Below are 13,082 nucleotides of genomic sequence, written 5' to 3' on the forward strand. Positions count from 1 at the left end.
TCACGTCCAGTACAGCATTCGAGCGTCCGGCAGAACGCGGTCCACCTCGCCCGAGAACCACGACCGCATCTCGCTCATGATTTCCCGCGGGTAAACGTACTTGACGCCTCCGAACTTGGACCGCTTCGCCGACCGCGAGTCCTCGTCCATCTCGAGCTTCGTGCCGGGGTACCACCCGAGAAGAACGTCCTTGCTCGACGGCGTGAAGCGGTGCGTGATGGCCTCGACCGTCAGATCGACGTCCGGTACGTCGGCGAGTGCGTCGGCGACGTCGGACAGCAGGCGGCCGTACTGCTCACGCCATTCCGGTACGGGCATGATGGGCGCGATCGTCAGCCCGACGCGGTAACCGGCGAGCGCCAGCGAGCGCAGAGCCTCGATCCGAGCGGGCATTCGCGCGGTTCCGCCCTCGAAGCGGTTGCCGATGTCGGCGGCGTTCACCGAGACCCGAACTCTGGTGCGGCCACCGTGGTCGAGCGTCACCAGCTCGGCGACGTCGTCGAACTTGGTCGTGAAACGTAGGGACACGTCGTTGCCGAACTCACCCGCGCCGACCCGGGAGATCGCGGCCGCGAGCGAGCCCGTCACGTGCTCGATTCCCAGTGGATCGGTGTAGCAGGACATTTCGAAGGTCGTGCCCTCGTGTCCGCGCTCGGTGGTGCCGGAAGTGATGGTGCCGCGGCCGGCGTGGGTCGCGATGGGCGCCAACACGTCGTCGAGATTCGCGAACACCCGCGTCACGGGCGGGCCGGACAACGACCCCGCCAGATAGCAGTACTGGCAGTGCGCGGGGCACCCTTTGGCGAGGTCGATTCGCCAATCCGCGCTGGGTGGAATCGGCTGCGGCTTCAGCGCGCTCGGAGGCGCTACGACGACGGCGAGTGTCGATTTGGCGCGCGCATACGTCTCGCGTTCGGTCTCACCGCGGAGGCCTGTCAGCCGGTTCGAGGCCAAGAAGTCGATGTCGGCGACGCCTGCCGCCTCGCAACGCCGAACGATCTCCGCCGTGTGCGGTAGATCTGCGGCGGCCGCGGTGATCAGGACGTGCTTCGGAGTCCAGATTCGGGTGGGCACAATCAGTGTCTGAGTCATTGCCTCGTTCAACACTCTCGGCAGTCTTAAGGGACGGTGCCCGCCAGTGCGCCTCTCGGCAAGCGGCCGCTCGTGGCGGCAATTCTGGGGTGGTACCCGGGGCATTGGATCGGGCACCGTCGAGTTGTTCAACGGCAACGGTCGCGTTGGCATTCCGCACTACAGGCCGATGAGCTGTGAAGTGCGCCGCAGCCATCACACCGCGTCGGCGTCCACCGGGTCCACGAGTTCAGGGACGAGCATGTCGCTTCGAACGAGAAACGGATACGCCCCGGTGCCGTGTGACTCGTTCTGAACCAGGACGAGACCGTCGTCGCGTACTTCACGCACGGTGACCACGACAGTGTTCGCCCCCGCAGTGAAGTGACAACGGTCGCCGGTATCCATTCCGCATCCATACCCCGACTCGGACGAAGTAACACACTGCTTTTCCGTGCGACGCGTAGGGAGCCGAACTAGGGGGTAGTTGGCTACGGTGCCCGAACTTCCGGAAGTAGAGAATGCCCGCCAGGTCGTCGAGAAGGCACTGGGCAGGGTCATCGTCGACATCGACGACACGGATACCTACGAATGCCGGCCGCACAATCCGGGTGACATCGAACGAGCACTGAAGGGCGGGATGCTCACCGAGGCGTGTCGACGCGGTAAAGCGATGTGGTGCGAGACCGAGACAGCGGACGGCGAGGCCGGGCCCACCCTCGGAATCCACCTCGGCATGGGCGGGCGCATCATCGTGACCGCGCCCGACGGGGAGCAGTCGTCGACATACGGCGGTGGCGACCCGCACGTCGGTGAGCGTGACACCGACAAGCCGGAGTGGACGCGGTTCGCCATCACGTTCGACGACGGTGGTCAGCTCCGACTGTTCGACAAGCGACGACTGGGCCGGGTACGGCTCGAACCCGACATCGATGCGTTGGGACCCGATGCCGCCGAGATCTCGCGTGACGACTTCCGAGAGCGGATCGGCTCCAGCGCAGCACCGGTGAAGGCACGACTGCTCGACCAGGCGGTCATCGCCGGGATCGGCAACCTGCTCGCCGACGACATTCTCTGGCAGTGCGCTCTGTCCCCGTCTCGCCGAGCCAAGACATTGACGACGGACGAGCTCGACGAGCTACGAGTGGTGCTGCGGCGGGCCATCAGGTCCGCGATCCGCAAGGGCGGCGTCCATACCGCCGAGATCATTCCGTTCCGCAAGGCCGACGCCACCTGCCCTCGCTGCGGATCACCGATGGCCCGCGGAACCGTGGGCGGGCGAACCACCTGGTGGTGTTCGAACGAACAATCGTGAAAGGCAGGGCTACCGAGCCTGATTCGGTCTCGTCGAAGCACGGTCCGAGCTCATCCCGCGATGCATCGTTCTGTCACCGACGACGCCGCTGTGGTCGGCTTTGTGCATGACGCAGCGGTTGTCCCAGATGACGACGTCGTGGGGTGACCACGAATGCCGAAGTACGTTGTCCTCGCGAGTGGAATGGTCGACGAGACGAGTGATGAACTCCGACGCCTGCTCCGCGGTCATCGAAGACACGGCCCGGCAACGCGCAGGCGCAGTGAGATACAGGGCGGTTCGGCCGGTCACCGGATGTTCGAGCGCCAAGGGGTGATCGGCCGAACCCTCGATCCCGTCGAGACCGGTGACGGTATGGGTGACACTCGCCCCGTCGACGATTCTCCTGTCGTCGGCCGACAGAGTGTCGTAGGCGCGGTACTGGTTGCTGAAGAGGGTCTGCCCACCCTGCTCGGGCACATCGACCGCGCGGAGCGCCGTGTACGCGGGCGGATCCGGAACATAGGTGGTGTCGACGTGAAACGTCGACTTGGGCGGTGTGCTCCGGCCGACGTTCGTGACGACGTTCAAATCGGGAAAGCCGTCGACGGGCGTTTCTCCGTCGGTGAATTGCAGATCACCGAAAGACTGTACGAACGCGAGGAATTCGTTGTTTCCGACGTGTTGGTCGGGCAGAATCACGACGCCGTGCTCGGCGAGCAGTGTGCGTAGCTCGTCGGCGTCCCGCGGGTTCAGCGCTCCCACCGAGATGCCGGATACGCGCACTCCGAGGGGGTGCAGTGCTTCGTGTTTCATCGCCCTGGCCTTTCGTTCTTCAGTTCCCGCAGCGAGAGCGCGAACAGTTCGGTGACGGAAATGTCGGCAGCCGACGCCATCACCGCGATCACGCTTCCCGGTGAGTACGAGCAATACAGTCCGGCCTCGAGGAACCATGGATTGCCGTCGGGGTCGATACGAAAATCGAACAGACCGTAGTGCCTGCATCCGAGCGCACCGTACGCCGCTCGCGCTGCGGCCCATACTCTTTCGGTGACCAGGTCGTCCGCGTCGACGATCCACGCCTTGGTCGAATTCTTCGCAACGAGGTACAGGTCGCCGTCCCCGGAACGGTCCAGTTTGTCCGTCCGACTACGAATCGGGTTGGCGTCGTCGACGGCATACTCCTCGAGAGGCAGACACACCAGTTCTCCGTCCCGTTCGATGATCCCGCAGCGAACTTCCCGCCCGAGCGGTACGTACGCTTCGACCAACGCCGCGTCCGAATACCGAAGTGCCTCGCGTACCGCGGCATCGAGATTCGAATCATCCTCGACGACATCGACGCCGACGGAATTGTCGGAATCCACCGGCTTGACGACGACCGGAAACGGAACCGTCGTCGCGCCGGGGGCACGAAGGACTTCACCCTGCGGCACCGAGACTCCTGCCGCAGCCACGACGGCTCGCGCGAGGTTCTTGTCGGCGGTCATGGCCATCACAGCCGGGCGGTTCCCGAGGACCGGCACCGACAGCAGGTCGAACATCGATCGATACGTGGTCATGCCCGGAAGGCAGAACATCTGCGGCACAACGACATCGATGTGCAACGACGCGATCCGCTCGATGGCCTGCGCGACGGTCAGGTCCCCCTCGTCCACGGCAGCATCGAGACTGTCGACGAACTGCCACCGTCCGCCGGGCGTCACGACGGCGATGTGGACGCGATACTCGGGGTCGTCGGACACGGCCCCCAGAAACCCTGTGGCGTACACCGCCGAGAGATCGGCATGGAACCGGTCGACGGCCGAGCCGACCAGCGCGAGCACGGTCGTCGTCATCAGTCCCCTCCGAGTTCGACGAGTTTGCCGATGTTGAAATCGATGCGAGACCAGCTACCGCCGGCCAGCGCATTCTTCAGCAGTAGCGTCGGAATCTGCAGGTGGTGCACCAGGAAGTACGGCAGCGGGTCCCAGCGCGCGTAGATCGCGTCCGTTCCCTCTCGGATGATGCGCAAGCGGTGCGAGCGGTTCGGCTGAGTCAGCAGTCGCCACACTTCGTGGTAAATCCAGTACGTCGGTTTGGATTCCGGCGTCGGCACCACCGCTTCGTCGTTCTTCGCGAGATATGCGTTCGCCAACTCGTCGTGGTCGTAGAACATCGTGATGGCGGAGTGGGTGCGCGGGTTGCACTCGATCGCGTACACCCGGCCGTCGCTGCTCTCGATGAAGTCGAACGACAGCTGCCCGGTCACCCCGAGCTCGCCGACGAAACGTTCGACCCAAGAACGGATCTCGGGCTTGTCCACCATCGCGTAGTTGACCTGGAACGCGGACGATTCGCAACATGCGTAGACCGTCAGGGCCCCGTCGCGCACGGTTCCGTGTGTGCAGTACTCCTGACCCGAGACGAACTCCTGCAGAATCCACGGGTCGTCCTCGGAAATATCGAGGCTGCGGGCGAATTCGAGGTTGCGCTCCGGAGTTCGATCCGACAACCGCGTGAGATCCATTCTGCCGACGGGGTTGTACGCAATGCGTTTGAGAATGTACTCGCGTCCCGGTGGGAAATCGAACTCCGCGATCTGTTCCGGGCTCGTGATGCGTCGCCAGTCCGGTACGGAAAGACCCATGGCAGCAGCGGTTTCCGAGAACGTCGACTTGTCGTCGAGCATGCGGACGATCTCGGAGTCACCGTGAACCACCTCGCACACGTCGTCGAGCACGTGTCTGGCGTCGGCGTCGTGGACGCTGGCGGCGGGGCTCGCGACGGGCACGAACACGTCCACGCCCTCGCGCAGCGCGACGTCACGCAACGCGCCGGCGTAACCGGGATCCGTCGGATCGGGGATGCAGTGGAACGCGTCCACCGCACGCGAGAACCGGTGGCCGGTGAGCCGGTATTTGGCCGACTCGACTAGAACCACACGGTGGCCCGCACGGTGGAACGCGCGGGCCAGACTCAACGACTTGGTCATCTTCCCGCCGCTCACCATCACCGTGCGTCCCGACGGGCGAGCGGCTACCCGTCGTCGATCGAGAAGTGACAGGCCGACGACGGCCAGGTCGACGGGCATCGTGACGGCCAGTGCGCCGAGCGCACCGACCGTCCGAGCCAACGCTGCGAACTGCATGGTCGGCTACGCCTCCACTCGCCGAATCAAGGTCACACCGTCTCGTAACGGAAGCAGAACCTGCTCGACGCGCGGGTCCTCGGTGACGAACGTGTTGAACGCCTCTACCGCATCACCGTTGGCGGTTCGGTACGCCGAATCGGCGTACGGAGTGCCCTGGAGCAGGGTGTTGTCGACCGCGACGATGGCCCCCGGGGCCAGCAGATCGCTGTCCAACAGATGCTGGTAGTAGTCGAGGTAGCCCGTCTTGTCCGCGTCGATGAACACGAGGTCGAACCGGCCGGAAAGCCGGTGCAGCGTCTCGAGGGCCGGGCCGACTTCGACCGTGATACGGCTACCGGCCGGTGATGCGACGAAGCACTCCCGGGCGAAGTCCGCGACGAATCGGTCGACCTCGCACGCCACCACTTCGCCGCCGTCGGGAAGAGCTTCGGCCATGGCCAGAGCCGAATAGCCGGTGAACATCCCGATCTCGAGGACGCGTCGAGCTCCGGTCATGTGCACCAGGAACTTTAACGCCTGGCCTTCCACGTGGCCCGACAGCATCTCCTGCTCGAGCGGACCGGAACCGGACACGACGGTCCGCGAGTCCCAGTCCAACTCGTGTGTGCGACGGGACAACTCGGCCAACGCGGACGATTCGCGCGTCGTGTGCCGGTCGAGATACGGGTCGAGCCCGTCGGCGAGGTCGCGCGCACGCCGCAGCCGGCGGGCGAACTCCTCCCCGACATCACCGGCGTCCAATGCCTCCACGAGCTCGCGAAGTTCTTTCCCGAGAATGGTCGTCGGCGTCACCGGGCGGGAGGTGCGGACGGCACCGTCGGTCATGTGTGGGCACCGGTGAACATGTCGATTCCCGCTCCCCCACGGTCGAATTCGAGACAGATCTTCTTGTGCAGGGCAAGCGCGTCGGACAGCTCTTCCGTCGTCAGGTCGTTGAGGAACCGGCACGATCCGATGGGATCGGGAACCGCGGCGCGCAGGATGCCGTCGCGAGTCCTGAGTATCGACGCGGTGGCGTCGGCGAGAAGCTCGGGTGTCAGGTGATCGCTGTCGAGGGCAAGGCCGAGTCGGCTCATGACTCCGAGAATGCGGTCGCGCTCCGACGTCGAGATCAAACCTCGTTGCTCGGCGACCGTCGTCGACAACGCCATGTCGATGTTGATCGCGTGACCGTGGAAGAACGGCGCAGGAGGCGTGAGTTCCAATGTGGGACTCCACGTGTGTCCGAAGGCGATGACACGGTCGAGCTCGATCTCGTGGAGGTTGGGCGCTTCGAGCTCGAGCATCGTCTCGATTGCCTGGTACGTCAGGCGATCAGCGACCGCACGCAGCTCGGGGGTGCCGCCCGAGTGACCGAACTTCGTAAAAAGCAGTTCTGCGCCATGCTGATCCAGCATGTCGAAGATCGCGCTGTTGCCGACGACGGAGATCTTGATCAGCTCGGCCATGCCGTTCCGAATCTGATCCTCGGGCAACGTGGCGAGAAACGAGAAGTCCAACAGCACCTTCTGCGACGCGTGATACGCACCGAGTCGGTTCTTGTGCTTGCCGTAGTTGACCGCGACCTTGATGGACACGCTGGCGTCGATCAGACCGATCAACGTGGTGGGGATACGGATGTACGGCGTGTTTCGACGGTAGCTGGCGCACGCGAAGCCGGCCACGTCGGTGGTCAGTCCACCGCCGACCACCAGCACCGGCTCGGTCCGGACCAGTCCGAACGCGTCGAATTCACCGACGATCCGCTCGAACGTCTCCAGAGACTTCGCGGTTTCGGCGATCGTGACCGGTACGACGGTCAGTGCGATCTCGTAGTGGTCGAAGTAGGCGCGCGCACGATCGCCGTACAACGCGTGCACGCTCTCGTCGACGACCATCAGGCATCGTCCGTACTGCCGATAGCTGTCCGCCAGTTCGGGATTCGCGACGTCGAAGACACCGTCGACGTAGAGCAGGTCGTATTCGATCCGCTCGTAGCCTTCGACGTGGAAGGCGCGGTCGGTTGCCGTGACCTGGGCTTGCATGTTGCTCATGAAACAGTCCTCTCTTGTCCGCGACCGGATCTCACTCGCGTCCTTCTGCCCACCGAACGAGCTGCTCAGGATCGAGACGATCGACGGTGGCCACCGCGGCCGAGAAGTCCCCTCCGCCCGTGTTCGAGTTCGGGAATGCAACGCACCGGATCGACGCGGCCGACGCCGACTCGACCCCACCGACGTTGTCCTCGATGGCGATGCAGTCGGCTGCGTTCTCGCCGAGCCCGTCGACGGCGACCCGGTACGCATCCGGATCGGGCTTGACCTCGGCCACCGTGGTCTTGTCGACGACGATGTCGAACGATGCCGCGCTGAGCTCTTCGAACGAATCGAGCAACGCGGATACGTTGTCCGGCGACGTGGTCGTCACCAGTCCCAGCTTGAAACCGTGGTCACGTGCAGCGGCGACGGTGTCCAGCACGCCCGGACGCGGCTCGATGCCCTCCGTGGCAAGCAGCTTGCGGAAGAGCTCGGACTTGGTCGAATGCACTGCGGCAGAATCGACTTCCTGGCCACGAGACGACGCGTAGTCGGCGATACGTGCGGCGCCACCGTTGCTGGTGAGCATCTCGGAGTATTCCTCGCGTGACCAGTTCCAGTCCAGGCCGTGTTCGGCGAACGCGTCGTTGAACGCGCGCCGCTGGAGTTCGGACGTGTCGGCCAGCGTACTGATGGATCCGAAAAGTAGTGCAGTCATGTGTGAGTCCTCGAGGGAGTTGTGAACCGGGTCGTTCTGGTCACCGTCGTGTCACGGCGTGTTCGGATAGCGCCGGCAATGCGCGTTTTCGTCGATCACCGACCAACTGCTTCAAGCCCACTCTGTCGGCGGCGAGTGTCGGCAACACGCCTGCGGACATCACGGATGCATCACGAAATGTCACGGCCAGATAACGGCCCTCGCGGTGCGTCGGAGCGACCAGGATTCGAATCGACCGTTCACGGGCACAGCTTGTACAACCTCGGACTGTTCCCGGGAACGGCTCGCGGCCAGGTGCTGCCGGTTCAATCAGCAGCCGGCAGCACCGATCGCGCTGCACGCCGTGCACCAGCGACGTGCGCTCGATGCGCGCTGCCGGGTTCACTACCCTCTGGACTGACCGCGTCGGTCACGACGATCGGTGCATGTCAGGAGTTCAGGGAATTCGACGACGGTCAATTCCCAGGAGGCCGACAGCGCGTCCGACCGCGCGTATCGAGTGATTCGCGATCACATCCTCGACGGCACTCATCCGACCGGAACGATGTTCCCGCGAGATGTGCAAGGTCGGCAGGCCCGAACCGACACATCACTCGTGGTTGTCGTCGCCGTGGGCCGTGACCCACGCAATGTCCACGGGGTCGTCACTGCTCAGAACCTGCATGTCCTCGCCACCGTCGCATGTGCACAACGCGATCGACACCGAACCACCGGTGTTCGACAGGAACCGCCACGTGCCGCCGCTGTCGACCCAACGGGCCAGTGTTGGCACGAAGTCGTCGTCCATGTCGCACTCCGTTCCGGCCGCACGCTGCCGACGGCATCAGGACTCATACTAAGCAGCGACGAAACGTCTTCTCCTCTGCCGACCAGGTCCGCCGTGTCTGGTGTCGCTGCTCTCGCCGACCATCGGAAGGATCGGCCTCGGACGGCGGACTGTGCAGCCCCGGGTGTTCGGAATGGGATTGCTCATGCATACTGCAGGTCTGCACAAGCAAGCCAGTCATCGGGGGAAGCCGGTCGAAATCCGGCGCTGACCCGCAACGGTGGGCTGCCCAGCTTTCAGGGGTGGCGAGTCCGATTACCCGATGAGTGGTGTGCGACAACCTATTCGTCGTGGTCTACGAATCGGCAGTCCAGCTCGTGGCGATTCGTGCTGCGCGCTGACTCTCATTTCGTGGCTCTGAGCTCCAAGCGAGGTTCTCATGTCACGTTCCACCCCCACCATCGTCCAGACGGCCGCCCTCTGTGCATCGTTTGCGCTCGTTCTGGCCGGTTGTTCGCGCGGCGACACCGTCGACACCGCGTCCGAATCCCCGGTGTTCGACGAGCCCGTCTCGATCACCAACTGCGATCTCACCCAGCAGTTCGACGCGCCGCCGCAGCGCATCGTCTCCATGAACGACCACGTCACCGAAGTCCTCATCGAGATGGGCGTCGCAGACCGCATCGTCGGCATGGGCTACCGCAACGCGGCACCCACCCCCGATACTGCCGAGGCATTCTCCCGAATTCCGGGACTTGCCGACGAATACCCGACCAAGGAGCAGATTCTCGATCTCGACCCGGACTTGGTCGTCGGCGGCATGCGCAGCGCATTCAACGACAAGGAAGGTCGATCCCGAGAGTCGTTCGCCGACGTCGGAATACCTACGTTCCTGTTCTCCGAGTACTGCGGATCCGGCTTTCCCGACATCGGCATGCTCGAACAGGACTACACACAACTCGGGCAAATGCTCGACGCCGAGGACGCAGCTCGGACGGTCACCGACGGTGTCGTCGCGCAGCTGACCGAGATCGGCGACACGCTCGCAGGCGCGGCGCCGACGCCGACGTTCTTCTACGACTCCGGCGAAGACGCACCCACCACGATCGGTGGAGTCGGCGTCGGGCAACTCATCGGTGACTATGCAGGCGCGGCCAACATCTTTCCCGAGGGCGAGCGCCCCTACCTGGACACCACGTGGGAGCTCATCGGCGAACGCGCGCCGCAGGCAATCGTCGTTCTCGACTACGGCGACACCACGGCACAGGACAAGATCGACTACTTGAAGAACCAGCCGATCATGGCAACCACACCTGCCGTGCAGTCGAACACCTTCATCGTGGTGCCACTCGACGATTTCTTCGAAAGTCCTCGCCTCGTCACCAGCGTCGACACCATCGCGCGAGCGCTGCACCCGGACAGGTTCACCTCCTGATGACCGCCGTTGTCGAAAAGCCGACTGCTGCACGGACAACCGCATCACCACGGCGGTCCACGCTCGGCTTCGGAGCTTTGATTTTCGGCCTGATCGCGGCGCTGTTGCTGGCGATCGCGGCAGCAGTGTCGTTCGGGTCGGTGCGTATTCCGATCGGCGACGTCTGGGCAATCGTCGCGCATCGTGCGATGCCCGGCGCGTTCGAGTCCTGGTGGAGCGAGACAAGGGAAGTCATCGTCGTCGAGTCCCGCCTGCCGCGATCGTTGACGGCCGCAGTCGTCGGAGCCGCGCTCGCGATGGCGGGCGGTGTCGCACAGGCTGTCACGCGCAACCCGCTGGCCGATCCCTATCTTCTCGGGGTGTCTTCGGGCGCGGGTTTCGGTGTGGTGCTGGTGATGACGATGGGCGTCGGAGCAGGCCTGCTCGGCGTGTTCACCATTCCTGCTGCCGCATTCATCGGGGCGATGATTCCGCTCTTCCTGGCCTTGCTGATCGGCGGTCGGTACCCGCAGTCGACGGCGATCGTTCTTGTCGGCGTCGCACTGGGAAGTGTGTTCTCGGCGTTGATCACGTTCACACTGCTGGTCTTCGCCGACGAGCACACCCTGGGCGGTGTGTTGCATTGGCTTGCAGGAGGATTCGGTGACGCGCGATGGGCGACACTCACCTTCCCCGCCGTCGCGCTGCTTGTCATCGGCGTCTTGTTGTTGCTCAGCGCGCCACGCATGGACCTGCTGAAGACCGGTGACGACGGGGCCGCCGCCCTCGGTCTGAATGTACGACGCTTCCGCGTGATCCAGCTTCTCGCCGTGTCGATGCTGGCCGGCGCAGCCGTATCGGTCGGTGGCGGAATCGGATTCGTCGGGTTGCTCGTCCCGCATCTGGCCGGCTACATCGTCGGCACCCGCGCGATCAGACTGCTAACGGTCGCAGCCTTGCTCGGGGCGATCGCACTGGTCGGCGCCGACACCCTCGCCCGCTCGATCGCACGCAGCACCGAAGTGCCGGTCGGTGTCGTCACGGCACTGGTCGGAGCACCGATCTTCGTGTTCATGCTCTACCGCCAGTACGGAAAGGTAGTCCGGTGACTCTGTCCGTTCACAACGTCGCCGTCAGTCTCGGCAATCGAGAAGTGCTGCACGGCATAGATTTCGAGGTGCAGCCCGGCCGGATACTGGGTCTCGTCGGACCCAACGGATCCGGCAAGACGACCGCCCTTCGATGCTGCTACCGCGCGTTGACCCCGACGGCCGGGACCGTGCTGGTCGACGCCGTCGATGCCCACACGATGAAACGGTCCGAGCTCGCCCGCGCAGTCGGCGTCGGGACTCAGGAGCCGGAAGCATCTGCGGGCCTTACCGTTCGAGAGTCGGTTGCGCTGGGTCGGGTACCGCACCGCGGCTGGTTCGACCGCCCGACCACGTCGGACGACGCCATCGTCTCGACATGTCTGTCGCGTGTGGATCTGACGGACCTGGCCGACCGAGACGTGGCGGCCTTGTCCGGTGGCGAACGTCAACGTGTCGCCATCGCTCGTGCGCTTGCGCAACAACCGCGAATTCTGTTGTTGGACGAGCCGACGAACCATCTCGATCTCCGTCATCAGCTCATCGTCATGAACGCGGTGCGGCAGCTTGCAGCAGAAGGTCTTGCGATCGTGGTGACCGTGCACGACCTACGGCTTGCGGTCGAATACTGCACGTCCTTGGCCGTTCTCGACGGCGGCTCCGTCGTGGCGGCAGGTCCGACGGCCGACGTGCTCGGTGAACGATTGTTGGCGGAGGTGTTCGGGATCCGGGCCACCGTGTGCTCGGACCCTCGGCCCCGCATCGATATCGAGGGTCTGGCATGACCGTGTACGCGCCCACCGTCGCGACGGTACCGGCGCTCGCGGACTACCTCGACGGTCCGTTCGACCTCCCCGCCACGGTCATGCTCGACCCGACATGGATCCGCGCACGTGTCGACGACACCGGGCGGCGGTGGAACTGTGCAGACGACCGTGTGAACGGAACGTTGTGGTGGTACTCGGCCAGCTCCACCCTGGCATTCGTCGCCATCGCCACCGCGATGGTGACCGGCCGCGCAGCCAACCCCGACCTGCACACGTCTCGAACGTTCCTGAGACCGAACGGCTACCTCGGCGGGGTGCACACCGACGATGTCGTGGGCCTTCCGGAACTGCCCGCGGCACTCGACAAGACCATGGGCGCCGTGATCGATGTCCTCGCGACCGTGTCGGGAGCGCGCAGGCGTGCGTTGTGGGCGATCACCACCGACTCCATCGCCAACCGAGCACTCGATGTCGGTGCCGCCCTGGGCGATCGGACGCGTGGCAGCACATTCGCCGCGACCATGATCGACAGCATGCCCTCGTCTCCGCCTGCACCCAGATTCGTCGACGTAGGTGGTCGCCGATTCACCCGTCGCTGCTCCTGCTGTCTCCTCTACGAAACCTCCGACGCCGACAAATGCAGCAGCTGCCCACGACGTACACGAGAGGACCGCCGAGCGCGGCTGGAAGCCGCGGCGGCCAGTCGGTGACGGGATGTCGGCGGGCACGTAGGGCTGCGCGACAGGTCGTCGGCGGGTGGCAACGAAGGTCGGGTGGCCTCGTCGATTGCAGAGACGGCAGTTCGCCCGACGACCA

At 64.6% G+C, this 13,082-nt stretch carries 14 protein-coding genes and 1 riboswitch; of the genes, 5 read left to right on the plus strand and 9 right to left on the minus strand.

The annotated features are described in order from the left end of the window. Positions 1 to 1,092, minus strand: a complete 1,092-nt coding sequence (locus tag DK926_RS03775) for a spore photoproduct lyase family protein (protein ID WP_114328830.1) — start codon at positions 1,090 to 1,092, stop codon at positions 1 to 3. Positions 1,093 to 1,287: 195 nt separating this feature from the next. Then, entirely contained in the window at positions 1,288 to 1,479 is a 192-nt protein-coding gene (locus tag DK926_RS03780) for a hypothetical protein (RefSeq protein WP_114328832.1), read from the minus strand. An 88-nt stretch (positions 1,480 to 1,567) separates the two neighbouring features. Here DK926_RS03780 and DK926_RS03785 point away from each other — a divergent pair, with 88 nt between their 5' ends. Continuing rightward, positions 1,568 to 2,386 carry a DNA-formamidopyrimidine glycosylase family protein gene (locus DK926_RS03785; RefSeq protein WP_114328834.1) on the plus strand — a complete coding sequence of 273 codons (819 nt, stop codon included), beginning with the start codon at positions 1,568 to 1,570 and terminating at the stop codon, positions 2,384 to 2,386. Positions 2,387 to 2,395: 9 nt separating this feature from the next. Here DK926_RS03785 and DK926_RS03790 read toward each other — a convergent pair whose 3' ends face one another. From DK926_RS03790 to DK926_RS03825, 7 genes are all read right to left on the minus strand, one after another. Next, positions 2,396 to 3,181, minus strand: a complete 786-nt coding sequence (locus DK926_RS03790; RefSeq protein WP_114328836.1) for a TauD/TfdA family dioxygenase — start codon at positions 3,179 to 3,181, stop codon at positions 2,396 to 2,398. Continuing rightward, positions 3,178 to 4,203, minus strand: coding sequence for a D-alanine--D-alanine ligase (locus DK926_RS03795; RefSeq protein WP_114328838.1), 1,026 nt, complete (start codon positions 4,201 to 4,203; stop codon positions 3,178 to 3,180). The genes DK926_RS03790 and DK926_RS03795 overlap by 4 nt, the downstream gene beginning before the upstream one ends. After that, positions 4,203 to 5,495, minus strand: coding sequence for an ATP-grasp enzyme (locus DK926_RS03800; protein WP_114328840.1), 1,293 nt, complete (start codon positions 5,493 to 5,495; stop codon positions 4,203 to 4,205). The genes DK926_RS03795 and DK926_RS03800 overlap by 1 nt, the downstream gene beginning before the upstream one ends. Positions 5,496 to 5,501: 6 nt before the next feature. Beyond that, entirely contained in the window at positions 5,502 to 6,323 is an 822-nt protein-coding gene (locus DK926_RS03805; protein WP_243636628.1) for a class I SAM-dependent methyltransferase, read from the minus strand. After that, positions 6,320 to 7,531, minus strand: a complete 1,212-nt coding sequence (locus DK926_RS03810; protein ID WP_114328842.1) for a sedoheptulose 7-phosphate cyclase — start codon at positions 7,529 to 7,531, stop codon at positions 6,320 to 6,322. The genes DK926_RS03805 and DK926_RS03810 overlap by 4 nt, the downstream gene beginning before the upstream one ends. A 31-nt stretch (positions 7,532 to 7,562) precedes the next feature. Beyond that, positions 7,563 to 8,231 (minus strand): HAD-IA family hydrolase, encoded by a 669-nt coding sequence (locus DK926_RS03815; protein WP_114328844.1) that lies wholly within the window; start codon positions 8,229 to 8,231, stop codon positions 7,563 to 7,565. 589 nt (positions 8,232 to 8,820) lie between these two features. Beyond that, a complete protein-coding gene (locus DK926_RS03825) occupies positions 8,821 to 9,018 on the minus strand; it encodes a hypothetical protein (RefSeq protein WP_068425295.1) in 198 nt (65 codons plus the stop codon). Between the two features lie 222 nt (positions 9,019 to 9,240). Beyond that, positions 9,241 to 9,318: riboswitch (cobalamin riboswitch) on the plus strand. A gap of 118 nt (positions 9,319 to 9,436) precedes the next feature. On the opposite strand from DK926_RS03825, the gene DK926_RS03830 reads away from it, so the two are divergent. The 4 genes from DK926_RS03830 to DK926_RS03845 are packed head-to-tail and all read left to right on the plus strand — an operon-like array spanning position 9,437 to position 12,976. Next, positions 9,437 to 10,432 (plus strand): ABC transporter substrate-binding protein, encoded by a 996-nt coding sequence (locus tag DK926_RS03830; protein WP_114328848.1) that lies wholly within the window; start codon positions 9,437 to 9,439, stop codon positions 10,430 to 10,432. Further along, positions 10,432 to 11,520, plus strand: coding sequence for an iron ABC transporter permease (locus DK926_RS03835; RefSeq protein WP_114328850.1), 1,089 nt, complete (start codon positions 10,432 to 10,434; stop codon positions 11,518 to 11,520). Before DK926_RS03830 ends, DK926_RS03835 begins: the two co-directional genes overlap by 1 nt. Continuing rightward, on the plus strand, positions 11,517 to 12,284 hold the full coding sequence (locus DK926_RS03840; protein WP_114328852.1) for an ABC transporter ATP-binding protein: 768 nt from the start codon (positions 11,517 to 11,519) through the stop codon (positions 12,282 to 12,284). Before DK926_RS03835 ends, DK926_RS03840 begins: the two co-directional genes overlap by 4 nt. Then, a complete protein-coding gene (locus DK926_RS03845; RefSeq protein WP_114328853.1) occupies positions 12,281 to 12,976 on the plus strand; it encodes a (2Fe-2S)-binding protein in 696 nt (231 codons plus the stop codon). Before DK926_RS03840 ends, DK926_RS03845 begins: the two co-directional genes overlap by 4 nt. Positions 12,977 to 13,082: the final 106 nt, after the last annotated feature.

Origin of the sequence: Rhodococcus sp. Eu-32 (assembly GCF_003336925.1) — a bacterium.
Classification (GTDB): domain Bacteria; phylum Actinomycetota; class Actinomycetes; order Mycobacteriales; family Mycobacteriaceae; genus Rhodococcoides; species Rhodococcoides kyotonensis_B.

What these genes read in the sequence shown, in the direction of transcription:
- DK926_RS03795 (WP_114328838.1), bottom strand. Translation starts at nt 4,203, where the DNA reads ATGACGACGACCGTGCTCGCGCTGGTCGGCTCGGCCGTCGACCGGTTC.
- DK926_RS03810 (WP_114328842.1), bottom strand. Translation starts at nt 7,531, where the DNA reads ATGAGCAACATGCAAGCCCAGGTCACGGCAACCGACCGCGCCTTCCAC.
- DK926_RS03825 (WP_068425295.1), bottom strand. Translation starts at nt 9,018, where the DNA reads ATGGACGACGACTTCGTGCCAACACTGGCCCGTTGGGTCGACAGCGGC.
- DK926_RS03780 (WP_114328832.1), bottom strand. Translation starts at nt 1,479, where the DNA reads ATGGATACCGGCGACCGTTGTCACTTCACTGCGGGGGCGAACACTGTC.
- DK926_RS03830 (WP_114328848.1), top strand. Translation starts at nt 9,437, where the DNA reads ATGTCACGTTCCACCCCCACCATCGTCCAGACGGCCGCCCTCTGTGCA.
- DK926_RS03845 (WP_114328853.1), top strand. Translation starts at nt 12,281, where the DNA reads ATGACCGTGTACGCGCCCACCGTCGCGACGGTACCGGCGCTCGCGGAC.
- DK926_RS03800 (WP_114328840.1), bottom strand. Translation starts at nt 5,495, where the DNA reads ATGCAGTTCGCAGCGTTGGCTCGGACGGTCGGTGCGCTCGGCGCACTG.
- DK926_RS03775 (WP_114328830.1), bottom strand. Translation starts at nt 1,092, where the DNA reads ATGACTCAGACACTGATTGTGCCCACCCGAATCTGGACTCCGAAGCAC.
- DK926_RS03835 (WP_114328850.1), top strand. Translation starts at nt 10,432, where the DNA reads ATGACCGCCGTTGTCGAAAAGCCGACTGCTGCACGGACAACCGCATCA.
- DK926_RS03805 (WP_243636628.1), bottom strand. Translation starts at nt 6,323, where the DNA reads ATGACCGACGGTGCCGTCCGCACCTCCCGCCCGGTGACGCCGACGACC.
- DK926_RS03790 (WP_114328836.1), bottom strand. Translation starts at nt 3,181, where the DNA reads ATGAAACACGAAGCACTGCACCCCCTCGGAGTGCGCGTATCCGGCATC.
- DK926_RS03815 (WP_114328844.1), bottom strand. Translation starts at nt 8,231, where the DNA reads ATGACTGCACTACTTTTCGGATCCATCAGTACGCTGGCCGACACGTCC.